At 43.1% G+C, this 14,318-nt stretch carries 15 protein-coding genes; 12 read left to right on the forward strand and 3 right to left on the reverse strand.

The window, feature by feature from the left end; all coding sequences use genetic code 11:
- Positions 1-56: 56 nt before the first annotated feature.
- Positions 57-1,463 (reverse strand): protein translocase subunit SecD, encoded by a 1,407-nt coding sequence (secD, locus tag ACQY1X_RS22685; RefSeq protein WP_430013599.1) that lies wholly within the window; start codon positions 1,461-1,463, stop codon positions 57-59.
- Between the two features lie 26 nt (positions 1,464-1,489).
- Entirely contained in the window at positions 1,490-2,473 is a 984-nt protein-coding gene (locus ACQY1X_RS22690) for an alpha-ketoacid dehydrogenase subunit beta (RefSeq protein ID WP_002739046.1), read from the reverse strand.
- Between the two features lie 310 nt (positions 2,474-2,783).
- Between ACQY1X_RS22690 and ACQY1X_RS22695 the strand changes: the two genes are divergently transcribed.
- From ACQY1X_RS22695 to ACQY1X_RS22750, 12 genes are all read left to right on the forward strand, one after another.
- Positions 2,784-4,352, forward strand: a complete 1,569-nt coding sequence (locus ACQY1X_RS22695; RefSeq protein ID WP_430015169.1) for a YcjF family protein — start codon at positions 2,784-2,786, stop codon at positions 4,350-4,352.
- Positions 4,353-4,432: 80 nt separating this feature from the next.
- Positions 4,433-5,029 carry a bis(5'-nucleosyl)-tetraphosphatase (symmetrical) YqeK gene (yqeK, locus tag ACQY1X_RS22700; protein WP_430015170.1) on the forward strand — a complete coding sequence of 199 codons (597 nt, stop codon included), beginning with the start codon at positions 4,433-4,435 and terminating at the stop codon, positions 5,027-5,029.
- Between the two features lie 55 nt (positions 5,030-5,084).
- Entirely contained in the window at positions 5,085-5,489 is a 405-nt protein-coding gene (gene rsfS, locus ACQY1X_RS22705) for a ribosome silencing factor (protein WP_002739249.1), read from the forward strand.
- A 5-nt stretch (positions 5,490-5,494) separates the two neighbouring features.
- Positions 5,495-5,998 carry a CGLD27 family protein gene (locus ACQY1X_RS22710; RefSeq protein WP_002752122.1) on the forward strand — a complete coding sequence of 168 codons (504 nt, stop codon included), beginning with the start codon at positions 5,495-5,497 and terminating at the stop codon, positions 5,996-5,998.
- 22 nt (positions 5,999-6,020) lie between these two features.
- Positions 6,021-6,974, forward strand: a complete 954-nt coding sequence (locus ACQY1X_RS22715) for an asparaginase (protein WP_430015171.1) — start codon at positions 6,021-6,023, stop codon at positions 6,972-6,974.
- 142 nt (positions 6,975-7,116) lie between these two features.
- Positions 7,117-7,947 carry a 4-hydroxy-tetrahydrodipicolinate reductase gene (dapB, locus tag ACQY1X_RS22720; protein ID WP_002739420.1) on the forward strand — a complete coding sequence of 277 codons (831 nt, stop codon included), beginning with the start codon at positions 7,117-7,119 and terminating at the stop codon, positions 7,945-7,947.
- A 151-nt stretch (positions 7,948-8,098) separates the two neighbouring features.
- Entirely contained in the window at positions 8,099-8,956 is an 858-nt protein-coding gene (locus tag ACQY1X_RS22725) for an Rpn family recombination-promoting nuclease/putative transposase (RefSeq protein WP_430015172.1), read from the forward strand.
- Positions 8,944-9,039 (forward strand): hypothetical protein, encoded by a 96-nt coding sequence (locus tag ACQY1X_RS22730; RefSeq protein ID WP_002749813.1) that lies wholly within the window; start codon positions 8,944-8,946, stop codon positions 9,037-9,039. Before ACQY1X_RS22725 ends, ACQY1X_RS22730 begins: the two co-directional genes overlap by 13 nt.
- Positions 9,040-9,234 carry a DUF2887 domain-containing protein gene (locus ACQY1X_RS22735; RefSeq protein ID WP_081330820.1) on the forward strand — a complete coding sequence of 65 codons (195 nt, stop codon included), beginning with the start codon at positions 9,040-9,042 and terminating at the stop codon, positions 9,232-9,234.
- A complete protein-coding gene (locus ACQY1X_RS22740) occupies positions 9,183-9,941 on the forward strand; it encodes an Rpn family recombination-promoting nuclease/putative transposase (protein ID WP_430013609.1) in 759 nt (252 codons plus the stop codon). The genes ACQY1X_RS22735 and ACQY1X_RS22740 overlap by 52 nt, the downstream gene beginning before the upstream one ends.
- Positions 9,934-10,743, forward strand: coding sequence for an Rpn family recombination-promoting nuclease/putative transposase (locus ACQY1X_RS22745; RefSeq protein ID WP_430015173.1), 810 nt, complete (start codon positions 9,934-9,936; stop codon positions 10,741-10,743). Before ACQY1X_RS22740 ends, ACQY1X_RS22745 begins: the two co-directional genes overlap by 8 nt.
- Before the next feature lie 4 nt (positions 10,744-10,747).
- Positions 10,748-10,957: a hypothetical protein gene (locus ACQY1X_RS22750; RefSeq protein ID WP_430015174.1), complete on the forward strand. Its 210-nt coding sequence runs from the start codon at positions 10,748-10,750 to the stop codon at positions 10,955-10,957.
- A 65-nt stretch (positions 10,958-11,022) separates the two neighbouring features.
- Here ACQY1X_RS22750 and ACQY1X_RS22755 read toward each other — a convergent pair whose 3' ends face one another.
- On the reverse strand, positions 11,023-14,307 hold the full coding sequence (locus ACQY1X_RS22755; RefSeq protein WP_430015175.1) for a tetratricopeptide repeat protein: 3,285 nt from the start codon (positions 14,305-14,307) through the stop codon (positions 11,023-11,025).
- Between the last annotated feature and the right edge of the window lie 11 nt (positions 14,308-14,318).

Consider the following 14,318-nt stretch of genomic DNA (forward strand, 5'->3'; position numbering starts at 1 on the left):
ACACTGTTAACTTAAAACTCCAATCTGATAACTGGTAACTGATAACTGATAACTGATTATTGATTTGCCGGTAAATTAGGGCAGAAAAGTTGCGGTTTTTGACGGACGCTGGGGACGTTTAACACGGTGATTAACAGGAGAGTACGACTACAGGTTAAAGCGGTAAACATACTCACAGCTACCCCAATGGCTAAAGTTAAAGCAAAACCCTTGACTAATCCCGAACCCAACCAAAATAGGGCAGCACAGGCGATTAAAGTAGTGACATTACTATCGAGAATACTGGAAAAAGCCCGATAAAATCCCGACTCCACCGCCCGAAATAGGGATTTTCCCGCCCTTAATTCCTCCCGGGTACGCTCAAAAATCAGTACATTTGCATCAACTGCCATGCCGATACTGAGGATAAATCCGGCAATACCGGGTAACGTCATCGTGACTCCCACTAGGGCAAAAGCCCCCAGAGAGAGAATAGTATAGATAATCAGGGAAACATCGGCAATAATCCCGGGTAAACGGTAATAAACCGCCATGAAGATTAAAACTAACAGTAAACCCACTAAACCAGCGTAGATACTGCGACGGATGCTATCCTGGCCTAAAGTTGCCCCGACAGTGCGAATTTCTTCCACTTTAACGGGGAAAGGTAGGGAACCACCGCGCAATTGAATCGCTAGATCGTTGGCAGTTTCGGCGGTAAAATTACCGGTAATCACGGCCCGGCCTCCTGTAATTCCCGTTTGGGCAAACTGCACATCAACCACAGGGGCGCTAATTAATTCATTATCGAGGAAAATCCCAATACTGCGACCAGTACCAGCGATCGCTTTAGTCAGTTTGGCGAATTTATTGCCCCCTTCCGAATCGAAAGTAATGGCCACTTCCCAGTTAGTGCCTTGGGTGGAACTAATAGTGGCATTTTGCAGATTTTTTCCGGTTAAGTCCACCGATTCAAATAAATTTAAAATTGCCTCTTTAGATTTTTGCAGAGATTGTTCTAGTTCGGCAATTTTAGCGGCATTTTCGGGTTTATTCTCGGCTTTAAGGGCGGCTAATTCCAGCTTTTTTTGTTGAAAAATTGAATATTCAGCCCGAAATTCTCCTTCTGTACCTTGTTTTTGCTGACGAAATTCTAATTGGGCCTGAACATTTAGGTTTCTCTCAGCTTCTTTGGGATTTGTGACCCCGGGTAGTTGCACGATTACCTGATTTTTACTGTCCACAGTCTGCACTAATGATTCAGAAACACCGAGGGCATTAACGCGATTTTCAATCACATTTTGTACGGCTTTTAAATCATTAGGTTGAATGGTTGTCACGGTTTCAGTGGGTTTAACCTGAATGGTTAATTGACTACCACCGCGCAGGTCTAAACCTAATTGTAGGGGTAACTTAATCAGGATAAAGATCGAGGCAACAACTAGGCCGATGATCAGTAACAATAACCAATTTTGTCTCTGCATAACTTCAGTATCAAAAGGAGAATTTTTTAAATGCGATCACCGACCATTTTTTGGACAGCTTCGACAATTTGATTAGGTTGAATAATCGTCAATCTTTCTAGATTACCGTTATAAGGTGTGGGGATATCTTGGGAAGATAATCTTAACACGGGGGCATCTAATTCATCGAATAACTGCTCGTTAATTAAAGCAATTAACTCGGAAGCAATTCCCGCCGTTTTCATACATTCTTCCACGATAATCACCCTGTGAGTCTTGCGAATCGAAGCGGCAATCGTCTCCATATCAAAGGGTTTCAGGGAAATTAAATCGATAATTTCTGGATCATAGCCATCTTTTTCTAACTGTTTTAATGCCTGTAAACAGTGATGACGCATCCGCGAATAGGTGAGAATAGTTATATCTTCTCCCTTGCGAACGATTTCCGCTTTATCGAGGGGTAAAAGATACTCGCTATCAGGTAAATTTTCCTTGAGATTATAGAGAAGAACGTGTTCAAAGAAAAGCACGGGGTTATTATCTCTAATCGCCGATTTTAATAAACCTTTGGCATTGTAGGGAGTGGAACAAGCGACAATTTTTAGTCCGGGTACCGCGTGAAAATAGGCCTCTAAACGTTGGGAATGTTCCGCACCTAATTGTCTGCCCACACCCCCCGGACCACGGATAACCATGGGGATTTTAAAATTACCGCCGGAAGTATAACGTAACATCCCGGCATTGTTGGCAATTTGGTTAAAGGCAAGCAGAAGAAAACCCATATTCATGCCTTCAATAATCGGACGTAATCCCGTCATGGCTGCCCCCACTGCCATGCCCGTAAAACTATTTTCAGCGATGGGAGTATCTAAAACCCTTAAATCGCCATATTTTTTGTAGAGATCTTTGGTAACTTTGTAGGAACCACCGTAATGACCCACATCTTCACCCAAAACAAATACTGTCTGGTCGCGGACCATTTCCTCATCGATCGCCTGTCGCAAAGCATTAAATAATAGGGTTTCTGCCATATCAAGTCCCCGCTTACAATTCGGTCATCTTATCACTAAACTTATTATCTTACCCCTTTTCTGGTCCGAGGGAATAGGAAGTGGGGAAGTGGGGAGGTGGGGAAGTGGGGAAGAACGTAGGTTGGGCTGAAGCATGAAACCCAACGCCCGATTATGTTACGCTACCGCTAACCCATCCTACAAATAATTGTGCTTCCCTACTGATGAATAAAAACAATTATGACTATAGATAATAGTCTATTCTAGTTCCCGACAATCGGCCGGCAAAGAACTAAGATCAAGATCAAGCAATCCCCTACCGTTAAAGCTGATGAAATTACCCCGTCTTGCCGCTTTAATCATTGGTCTGAGCTTTATTTTCGGATTAATGTTGTGGTTAGTCAACTCTATCTATCGTCTTTACATCCAGATCGCCTTTACCGCTCCCCTACTAGCCAATATTCTGCTTTTACTGATTATCGGACTGCTGGGCTTGCTGATCTACATTCTTTTGTACTACTTTTATCTGCTGCCCCAGCAGCAAAAAAGTCGCCGCGGGTTGCGTTCTTCCTCCCGTCCACCCCTAAAATTACCGGTAGAAAAAACCGAGGCCGCCGGGGAAACCTTAAAAGCTATCCGGCAACAAGTGGAGCAAATTCAAGATAAAGTAACCCAACAGGTTTTTATTAATCGTTCCCAAGAAATTGAGCGAAGTTTAGCCAGAAAAGAAGTTAAAATCATTGTTTTCGGCACGGGATCTGCGGGAAAAACCTCCCTAATTAACGCCCTCATCGGTCAAATGGTGGGCAATGTGGAGGCAACCATGGGAACCACGGAAAAAGGGGAAACCTATAGTTTAAAAATGAAAGGTGTGAATCGGGAAATTCAAATTACCGACACTCCCGGCATTCTTGAAATTGGTGCAGCTGGAGGTCAAAGGGAACAGTTAGCGCGACAATTAGCCACGGAAGCAGATTTACTTTTATTTGTCATCGATAACGATATTCGACAATCGGAATACGGCCCTTTATTGGGTTTAATTGATATTGGTAAACGTTCTCTCTTAGTCTTTAATAAAATCGATCTCTATAGCGACGAAGATCGAGACATTATTTTAAAACAATTACGAGAACGTCTAAAAGGAGTGATCCTTTCCGCCGATATTATTGCCGTCGCCGCTAATCCCCAACCAGTACAGTTAACTGGTGGACAAATGATCACACCAGAACCAGATATTTTAGCTTTAATTAAACGTTTGGCTTCAGTTTTACGCGCCGAAGGGGAGGATTTAGTGGCGGATAATATCCTCTTACAATCCCAAAGATTAGGGGAAGAAGCTAGGAAAATTATTGATCGCCAACGTCGTCGCCAAGCTGATAAAATTATCGATCGCTATCAGTGGATCGGTGCGGGAGTGATTGCGGTGACTCCCTTACCAGTGTTCGATATGTTAGCAACGGCGGCGGTTAATGCTCAAATGGTTAAGGAAATTGGTCAAGTTTATGGCTGTGAAATTAACAGCGATCGAGGCAAGGAATTGGCTCTATCTTTGGGTAAAACTCTAGTTAGTTTGGGAGTGGTGAAAGGAGCAGTAGAATTATTAGCCAGAATCCTACAATTAAATTTTACTACCTATATAGTCGGTAAGGCAATTCAAGGAGTCAGTGCCGCCTATTTAACTCGCATTGCTGGCAAAAGTTTTATTGAATATTTCCGTCAGGATCAAGACTGGGGTGATGGTGGTATGACGGAAGTGGTACAAAGACAATTTCAACTTAGTCGCAAGGAAGAATTTATTAAGTCTTTTGTGGCCGATGCGATCGGTAAAGTGGTACAACCTTTTCAGGATGATTGGCAGCAAGAAGAAGTTTTAGAAGCTAGTCGCGAGGATGATTGGTAAAGATCGAACCCGGGAGCGATAGGCAAAATTGTATAGTAATTGTTACAATCGTTTTGGGGTTCCACAAGGGCAAAAAAAAGATGCGACAGCAAGTTATCGACTGGTTAAAAGAAAACGTCAACGAACACCGTCTGCGACATATTCTCGGTGTGGAGACCATGTGTATTGATTTAGCTCGTCATCACGATCTCGATCCCGTCCAAGCAGGGCAAGCTGGGTTGTTACACGATCTGGCTAAATTTTTCAAGCCCAAAAAACTGCTAAAAATGGCAGAATCGGCGGGAATAGAGGTGGATAATATCTGTTTATCCCATCCCCACTTACTCCACGCCGACGTGAGCGCAATTGTCGCCCAAAAAGAATTTAACGTTACCGATAAGGAAATTCTCGAAGCGATTCGCAATCATACCCTCGGTAAACCCAATATGAGCGATCTTAGCTGTATAGTCTTTATTGCCGATGCCTTGGAACCCAATCGCGGCGATACACCCGAATTAAACGCCCTACGACAACTCAGCTATCAAAATCTCCATAAAAGCCTTCAACAAACCTGTGATTATTCCCTAAAATATCTTTTAAGTAGCCATTGTCCCATTCATCCCCGCACCGTGCTAACCCGCAACTGGGCGTTACAAATTGTTAAAGAACAACTAACGGAAACTAAAACCATTGATTAACATAATCTCAAGACTCGCTTAAAACCACCTCACCCAAAGGATAACCACAACCTGAATGACCAATCCCACTGGAATTATTACCCCCGTCGCCGAAAATCTCAAGACCGAAAATTTTCTAGAGACAATTGTCACCGCTGCCGAGGACAAGAAAGCAGGGGACATCGCCATCCTGAAAGTCGCCGATATCTGTTATTTAACCGATTATTTTCTGATTATTACCGGCTATTCTACCACCCAAGTGCGAGCGATCGAGGATGCGATCGAAGCCGCTATGGAACTAGAATGGCAACAATCCCCCCGACAAGTGGAAGGAAAAAGCGAGGGTAGCTGGATCCTGATGGATTATGGCGATATCATTGTCCATATCTTTTTACCAAAAGAGCGAGAATTTTATAATTTAGAAGCATTTTGGGGTCATGCTCAACGGATTCCTCTACCTAGCGACCATTTGGAGGAGTAGAATCCATGAAATCCTCCCTTGATTTCTGTCCCGTCCCGGAAGAACAGCAACCGGTTAACGAGTACGAACAATTAAAAGAATCTTGGTTTTTCCGTTGGGCAACGCTAGATGTAGCCTCTTATACAAAAAAAATTGTCTGGTTATGGTTGTGGACATGGTTAATTGTCGGACCGATTGCCGCCGCTAGTTTTCCCCTTAAAAAAGCCCCTTTTCTCTTCTTCTGCGCGGGGATTTTTGGCTCGACAATTTTGGTAGGATTGGTGTTATTGCGCTTGTATCTAGGCTGGATCTACGTCTATGACCGCTTACAATCAGAGAAAGTATTTTATGAAGAGTCGGGCTGGTATGATGGCCAAATCTGGACAAAAACCGCCGCTATTTTAACCCGCGATCGTTTAATCGTCTCCTATCAAATCCAGCCCATTCTCCGCCGTTTACAAAAAACCGCCCTGATTTTAGGGGCAATTGTCGCTATCAGTGGTCTTTTCTGGCTATTTTTCACTCACTAACCGCAACCAATCACCAATCTGAATGAATAGGGTAAAACGTTCACCAACCCACCGCTTAGAAATTCATCTCCTCCGGGAAGGTATTATTGAATCGGTTCATAATGTCGAGGCCGCTATTTGCGATGACCGCGGCCGGGTATTATCCACCGCGGGCAGCGCTGAAACTAGCGCCTTTATTCGTTCGGCCCTAAAACCTTTTCAAGCACTGGCTGTCATCAGTACCGGCACCCTCGAACGCTACGATCTCAACGATAAGGATCTAGCCATTATCTGTAGTTCTCACCAAGGCACGGTGGAACACGCCCGTCAAGTCTTTAATATTCTCTGGCGTGCCGATATCGATCCCAACGCTCTGCAATGTCCCCTCCCGTCCGGTAAACCCAGTCGCCTCCAGTACAATTGTTCTGGTAAACACGCCGGGATGTTAGCAGTGTGTCAACAGCGTGGCTGGCCGTTAAATAGCTATCTGCGGCGTTCTAGTCAGATACAGAAGCTAATTTTAAGCAAAATTGCCGAATTATTGGGGATGCCGGGAGATGAATTAATCAGCGCCCACGATGACTGCGGTGCGCCCACCTATTCAATGCAGTTGGGGCAAATGGCCCATCTCTACGCCCAGTTAGCCTCTGGCAACCGTTTAGACTTAGAAAGAATCGTCCGGGCGATGACCTATCATCCCCGCATGGTAGCAGGAGAAGGGGCTTTTGATACGGAATTAATGCAGGTTAGCCAAGGGGAAATCGTCAGTAAAGCCGGGGCTGAAGGGATTCAATGTATTGGGCGCGTCGGTGAAGGTTTAGGATTAGCAATAAAAGCTTTAGATGGTTCCAAACGGGCTAAATATGCCGCCGCTTTGCAAATTCTCAAACAGTTAGGCTGGATTACTCCCAATGTGGCCGAATCTCTCTCGGAAAAATTCCTCAAAATCGGCAGTTATACCCGCTTGGAAGTGGTGGGAGAAATGGCTTTATTATAAGTAGTGGGTTGACCAAGGGTAACACATCAAAAAGTTTTTTTTGGTGTATTAGGGCAGTATTTATATCTTGATTTTTTTCCCTAAAAAACGTTATTACCCATTTACAATCTATAATCGCCATACATAAGGAGAATAATTAACTATGACCGAAAATAGAAACCCGATTCCCGTGGTTGTCAACGGTGCAGCCGGCAAAATGGGACGGGAAGTCATTAAAGCCGTTGCTCGTGCCGACGATATGATCCTAGTGGGTGCAGTGGATCGAAATCCAGCTTTTCGAGGTCAGGATGTGGGAGAAGTGGCCGGTTGTGAACCCCTAGAAGTGCCGATTCTCGACGATTTACAGAGTGTTTTAGTCCTGGCAACTCAGGAAAAAGTGCAGGGGGTGATGGTGGATTTTACCCATCCCGACGGTGTTTATGACAATACCCGCAGTGCGATCGCCTATGGAGTGCGTCCGGTGGTGGGAACTACGGGATTATCGGCGGCACAACTGCAAGATTTAGCCGAATTTGCCGAAAAAGCCAGCACTGGCTGTTTAGTTATCCCCAATTTTTCCATTGGCATGGTTTTACTACAACAGGCTGCCGTGCAAGCATCTCGCTACTTTGATCATGTAGAAATTATCGAACTGCATCACAATCAAAAAGCAGACGCACCCAGTGGCACAGCGATTAAAACCGCCGAATTACTGGCAGAATTGGGTAAAATCTTTAATCCTGCTCAAGTTTCCGAAAAAGAAACCATCCCCGGCGCTAGAGGCGGTTTAACTGCCGAGAACATCCGTATTCATAGCGTCCGTTTACCCGGTTTAATTGCCCACCAAGAAGTCATTTTCGGTTCCCCCGGAGAAATCTATACCCTTCGTCATGATACCAGCGATCGCTCCTGTTATATGCCGGGGGTTCTCCTTTCTATCCGCAAAGTTACTCAGCTGCAATCCCTCGTTTACGGTTTAGAAAAAATCCTCTAAATCGAGATATTTGAGAGGAAGGAGAGGAAAAGGGCAAAGAAGAGAAATCTCGACAAATTGCCCTAAAAATGCTATCTGCTGGCTTTCCTATACCCAAACTTTAGACTTAGAGATTGAACAAGTACCACAAGTCATTGAGGGACAAAATTGAGTGAAAACGGACAGTATTTTCTATCGTCTCTTTGAGACTTTTCCTGAAAGTTTCTTTGATTTGCTCAATCTTCCCCCGGAAACCGTCAATCATTATCAATTTTCCTCCCTAGAAGTTAAACAACTCGCTTTTCGTTTAGATGGGGTTTTTCTTCCCGATAACCTGAATGACCCGATTTACTTTGTTGAGGTACAATTTCAAAAAGATGAACGGTTTTACTCGCGCTTTTTTAGTGAAATATTTCTCTATTTTCATCAAAGTGAGATTAGTAACAATTGGCAAGGGGTGATCATTTATCCCCATCGGGAAATTGAAAATAGTCCCAAATCTCGTTATCAAGAATTCTTTGAGTCAGGCCGGGTTAACTGTTATTATCTGAATCAGTTAGATGAGGGGGATTCTCTGGGGGTAAAAGTGTTACAATTAATTGTGGAATCGGAACAAAATACCTTAGCTCAAGGAAAACAACTGATTCAACAAGTTAGACAACAATTCCAGGAGTCTTTAAAAAGACAGGACATTCTAGAATTAATTGAGACAATTCTCATTTATAAATTGCCCAAATTAAACCGTAAGGAGATAGAAAAAATGTTTAGTTTAAGTGATTTAAGAGAAACTAAAGTCTATCAAGAAGCTTTAGAGGAAGGGCGAGAGGAAGGCAGAGAGGAAGGCAGAGAAGAAGGAGAATTATCTGCTAAAAAAAGCCTAATTTTGCGTCAGCTAAATTTAAAACTAGGTTCTATTCCTTTAAAGGTAGAACAAAAAATTAAACAGTTAAATCCTAATCAACTGGATAATTTAGCTCTTGCTTTATTGGACTTTTCGGATTTGGAAGATTTGCAACAATGGTTAAATTAATAGTATTAACTATAGAACAAATTGCCCAAACTTTAGACTTAGAGATTGAACAAGTAGCACAAGTCATTGAAGGACAAAATTGAGTGAAAACGGACAGTATTTTCTATCATCTCTTTCAGACTTTTCCCGAAAGTTTCTTTGATTTGCTCAATCTTCCCCCAGAAACAGTCAATCATTATCAATTTTCCTCCGTCTCTTTCAGACTTTTCCCGAAAGTTTCTTTGATTTGCTCAATCTTCCCCCAGAAACAGTCAATCATTATCAATTTTCCTCCCTAGAAGTTAAACAACTAGCTTTTCGTTTAGATGGGGTTTTTCTTCCCGATAACCTCAATGACCCGATTTACTTTGTTGAGGTACAATTTCAAAAAGATGAACGGTTTTACTCGCGCTTTTTTAGTGAAATATTTCTCTATTTTCATCAAAGCGAGTTAAGCCAGAATTGGCAAGGGGTGATCATTTATCCCCATCGGGAAATTGAAAATAGTCCCAAATCTCGTTATCAAGAATTCTTTGAGTCAGGACGGGTTAACTGTTATTATCTGAATCAGTTAGATGAGGGGGATTCTCTGGGGGTAAAAGTGTTACAATTAATTGTGGAATCGGAACAAAATACCTTAGCTCAAGGAAAACAACTGATTCAACAAGTTAGACAACAATTCCAGGAGTCTTTAAAAAGACAGGACATTCTAGAATTAATTGAGACAATTCTCATTTATAAATTGCCCAAATTAAACCGTAAGGAGATAGAAAAAATGTTTAGTTTAAGTGATTTAAGAGAAACTAAAGTCTATCAAGAAGCTTTAGAGGAAGGCCGAGAGGAAGGCAAAGAAGAAGGTAAAGAGGAAGGCAAAGACGAAAAAGCTCGACAAATTGCCCTAAAAATGCTATATGCTGGCTTTTCTATCCCAGAAATCGCCCAATTTACCGATTTATCCCCCGCAACTATCGAGCAATTACAAAGACAAAACGCTCACGATGTTTGATAATATTTGTAAATTTATTGCCGAAAACTTCTCCGATGATTTAGCCACTTGGTTATTGGGTTCTCCCCTCTCCTTAACCGTCCTCGACCCGACGGAATTACAATTAGACCCCATTCGTGCCGATTCTCTGATTTTTTTGCAGTCAGAGGAATTGATTCTCCATACCGAATTTCAAACCGACCCCGACTCCAAAATTCCCTTCCGAATGCTCGATTATCGGATTCGCGTCTATCGTCGTCATCCCCAAAAACAAGTGCGTCAAGTGGTAATTTATCTGCGACGCAGTGATTCCCCCCTAGTACAAGAAAATACCTTCCGTCTGGGGGAAACCTTTCATTCCTTCCAAGTCATCCGTCTTTGGGAAGAAAATACACCACAATTTTTCCATCATCCCGGTTTATTACCCTTTGCCGTCCTCAGCAATACCGATGACCCTGAACAGGTGTTAAGTCTGGTGTCCCGTTCTTTAGAAACTATCTCCCAAAAACAGGTGCAAAGCAATCTCGCTGCCGCTACCAGCATTCTCGCCGGGTTAGTATTAAATCGAGAGACGATTAAAAAAATCCTTCGGAGTGACATTATGAGAGAATCCGTCATCTATCAAGATATTTTAGAGGAAGGCAGAGAGGAAGGGGAAGAAAAGGGACTACAAAAAGGTAAAGAGGAAAAAGCTCGACAAATTGCCCTAAAAATGCTATCTGCTGGCTTTTCTATCCCAGAAATCGCCCAATTTACCGATTTATCCCCCGCAACTATCGAGGAATTACAATCGAGAGACGATAAAAAAAATCCTTCGGAGTGACATTATGAGAGAATCCGTCATCTATCAAGATATTTTAGAGGAAGGCGAGGAAAAAGGACTACAAAAGGGCAAAGACGAAAAAGCTCGACAAATTGCCCTAAAAATGCTATCTGCTGGGTTTCCTGTCCCAGAAATCGCCCAATTTACCGATTTATCCCCCGACGCAATCGAGCAATTACAACCGAGAGAAGATCAGAAATATCTTTTGGAGTAGGATTATGGGAGAATCCGTCATCTATCAAGAAATTCTCGAAGAAAATGAGCGAGAAGGTTGACAATTTAGAAATTATCCGAAATAAGCTCGATAAATCGGGGGTCTTGACGAATTTTATCGAAGTCAGAATCTTTTTTCGCCTGTTCTCTATCACTGGGTCTTAATTGAATCGCCTTGGCGAGATATTCGACCGCTAAAGGAATATTATCCTGAATAGCGTAGTAGCAGGCTAGGTTGTAGTTTGTATTAGGGTGGTTTGGATTAATGGCTAGGGCTTTTTGTAAAATTTGTTCTACTTCCTCATATTGTCCTAAGCAAGTTAGAGAAGCGGCATAGACATTCCAAAAATCAATTGTTTGATTGTCTTTGTTTTTATACTGCTGACAAGTTTCAATAATTAAATGGAATTGCTGATTTCCAATATCTTGATGACCTAATTTTTTTAAAAGTATTGCTTTATTGAAGATTGCTTCAATGTAGTCCGCTTTAAGCTTAATCGCCTCATCATAGGCGGCGATCGCCTCTTCATACCTCTCTAAATTCCCTAATTGACTACCTTTACAAAACCAAGCGGCCTCATAATCAGGTTTCAATCGAATGGCTTCCTCGTAAGCAGACAGCGCCTCTTCGTATCTTCCTAAATTTGCTAGTTGGTTGCCTTTAACTGCCCAAGCAACTTCATAATCAGGTTTCAATTTAATCGCCTGATTACAAGCAGACAGCGCCTCTTCATATCTTCCTAAATTCGCTAATTGATTTCCTTTCCCATTCCAAGCGTAATCATCATCAGGTTTCAATCGAATAGCTTCTTGGTAAGCAGATAGCGCCTCTTCATATCTTCCTAAATTTGCTAGTTGATTACCTTTACCAAGCCAAGCGGCTTCATAATCAGGTTTCAATCGAATGGCTTCATCGTAAGCAGACAGCGCCTCTTCATATCTTCCTAAATTCGCTAGTTGATTTCCTTTACCAAGCCAAGCGGCTTCATCATCAGGTTTCAATCGAATAGCTTCTTGGTAAGCAGATAGCGCCTCTTCATATCTTCCTAAATTCGCTAGTTGATTTCCTTTACCAAGCCAAGCGGCTTCATAATCAGGTTTCAATCTAATAGCTTCATCGTAAGCAGAAAGCGCCTCTTCATACCTTCCTAAATTTGCTAGTTGATTTCCTTTATTATGCCAAGCGGCTTCATAATCAGGTTTCAATCGAATGGCTTCCTCGTAAGCAGAAAGCGCCTCTTCATATCTTCCTAAATTCCCTAATTGATTGCCTTTCCCATTCCAAGCGTAATCATAATCAGGTTTCAATCGAATGGCTTCTTCATAAGCAGACAGCGCCTCTTCATATCTTCCTAAATCCGCTAGTTGATTACCTTTACCAAGCCAAGCGGCTTCATAATCAGGTTTCAATCGAATGGCTTCATCGTAAGCAGACAGCGCCTCTTCATATCTTCCTAAATTCGCTAGTTGATTTCCTTTACCAAGCCAAGCGGCTTCATAATCAGGTTTCAATCGAATGGCTTCTTCGTAAGCAGACAGCGCCTCTTCATATCTTCCTAAATCCGCTAGTTGATTACCTTTACCAAGCCAAGCGGCTTCATAATCAGGTTTCAATCGAATGGCTTCATCGTAAGCAGACAGCGCCTCTTCATATCTTCCTAAATCCGCTAGTTGACTACCTTTATTAAGCCAAGCGGCTTCATAATCGGGTTTCAATCGAATAGCTTCTTCGTAAGCAGACAGCGCCTCTTCATACCGTTTTAACTTTCCAAATGTAAGTCCTTTATTAAGCCAAGGGAGTTCAGAATTAGGTTTTAATCGAACGACTTGCTCGTCAGCAGAGAGAGCCTCTTCATATAATTCCAGACAATATAAATTGTTTCCTCGCATCTTCTGAAAAGTTTCATCTTCAGGAAAATATTTAACTAGAGAATCATAGCCCCGCAACGATTCTGTATAGTTTTGCTCGTCGTACAACTTATTGCTCACTTTATCCAGCGCCTCTTTGACCTCGACGGGAAAGCGGTCTAACAGCGCTAAAAATAACCCGAGTAGCTTTTCCAAATAATCCTCTAGACTCAGTAACTTGCCCTTTCCCTCGATCTGCCCATCGCGGGGGGATAAAATTCCCTCCCTCGCTTCTAATTTTTCTAAGGCCTTTTTAATCCGCCACTGATAGCGAACTTTTTGCCAGCGATTTCCCCGGACTAACATCAATGCGACTCGCTCCACCACAAACGCCTTTAGGGGGATATTCGCCTGTTGTAATAAATAAACAGCGTCGTATAACTCTTTAGCCAAAGGCTCTAACTTAAACGCGTCTTGATAACACTTTTCCCAAGATCCCCGGAGAGTATCCTTAAAATTTTCTCGACTTAGGGACAAAGAACGACCCTCCTGACTGTCGCCAGCCAGTAAAATTTCAAAATTGTTCACCAGATTTTGAAATGTTCCGTCATTACACCCTGCGATCTCTTCCGGGGGGCATTCCAGTTGAATTCCCGTAAGATTCGACACTCTTTCTAACCAGGACGCGACCGCCTGATTTTCCGGTTTGGGTAATCGATAGCGCGTAAACCGGCGCCAGAGGGGGTATCGCTCCCATTGCAACATCTCCCATGGGCTAACCAATCTGGGATCATCGCTGACGGTTTCATCTCTAGCGGTCGCCAAAACCTTGATCCGCCTATCGGGAATATAAAAGCGATCGCAATGATCCAGCGCCGCCAATAATCGTTCTTGTAACGGTCGGTCGGTCGGCAAGGATTGCTCTTCTGTCGCTCGATTTTCCCGAGTCGGTTGACTGCGCCTCATTTGAATATGCAAATCGTCAAACACAAAAAGCACATTTCTTCGCACATCTTGAAACTGTTCTTGAGGAAAGCGATCTCCCTCCAAGATACCGGTGAAGACCATTACCGTCCAACCCCGACGGCTGAAACGGTGAGCGACTTCCGCCATCTCTCTCGTTTTACCGATCCCAGTCGGTCCCGTAATGATCACCCACTTGTCATCATTTAAAAACTTTATTATTTCAGCTAAATGGTTGATATCCAGTTCCCGATCTTGAAGGGGAATATCCCAGTCAATCAGGCTAGGATAGAGATATTCTGCCCTCTCCCGTCCAAAGATCGCGGGAAATACATCCTGGTTTGGACGCACGACTCTAAAGGGCAAGCTATCGCCTGCGATTCTTGCGCGGCGCCGTTTTTGCTGTTTTTCGCGCCACCAATTCAGCCCCGTCAAGCCAAAGCCGGAAAAGGCGGTGGTTAAGAGTAGGTTCACCGGATCTTTATGGACGTTATAAAACTCCCAAAGTATCCGGGCCGCATTAACGACGGGATCGAGCATAAGCTGTGTGC

Source organism: Microcystis protocystis FBCC-A270 (genome assembly GCF_050500235.1).
In the GTDB taxonomy this organism is placed as follows: domain Bacteria; phylum Cyanobacteriota; class Cyanobacteriia; order Cyanobacteriales; family Microcystaceae; genus Microcystis; species Microcystis ichthyoblabe_A.

Coding starts and splice junctions, on each gene's coding strand:
- secD (WP_430013599.1), bottom strand. CDS start 1,463: ATGCAGAGACAAAATTGGTTATTGTTACTGATCATCGGCCTAGTTGTT.
- ACQY1X_RS22690 (WP_002739046.1), bottom strand. CDS start 2,473: ATGGCAGAAACCCTATTATTTAATGCTTTGCGACAGGCGATCGATGAG.
- ACQY1X_RS22695 (WP_430015169.1), top strand. CDS start 2,784: ATGAAATTACCCCGTCTTGCCGCTTTAATCATTGGTCTGAGCTTTATT.
- yqeK (WP_430015170.1), top strand. CDS start 4,433: ATGCGACAGCAAGTTATCGACTGGTTAAAAGAAAACGTCAACGAACAC.
- rsfS (WP_002739249.1), top strand. CDS start 5,085: ATGACCAATCCCACTGGAATTATTACCCCCGTCGCCGAAAATCTCAAG.
- ACQY1X_RS22710 (WP_002752122.1), top strand. CDS start 5,495: ATGAAATCCTCCCTTGATTTCTGTCCCGTCCCGGAAGAACAGCAACCG.
- ACQY1X_RS22715 (WP_430015171.1), top strand. CDS start 6,021: ATGAATAGGGTAAAACGTTCACCAACCCACCGCTTAGAAATTCATCTC.
- dapB (WP_002739420.1), top strand. CDS start 7,117: ATGACCGAAAATAGAAACCCGATTCCCGTGGTTGTCAACGGTGCAGCC.
- ACQY1X_RS22730 (WP_002749813.1), top strand. CDS start 8,944: ATGGTTAAATTAATAGTATTAACTATAGAACAAATTGCCCAAACTTTA.
- ACQY1X_RS22745 (WP_430015173.1), top strand. CDS start 9,934: ATGTTTGATAATATTTGTAAATTTATTGCCGAAAACTTCTCCGATGAT.
- ACQY1X_RS22750 (WP_430015174.1), top strand. CDS start 10,748: ATGAGAGAATCCGTCATCTATCAAGATATTTTAGAGGAAGGCGAGGAA.
- ACQY1X_RS22755 (WP_430015175.1), bottom strand. CDS start 14,307: ATGCTCGATCCCGTCGTTAATGCGGCCCGGATACTTTGGGAGTTTTAT.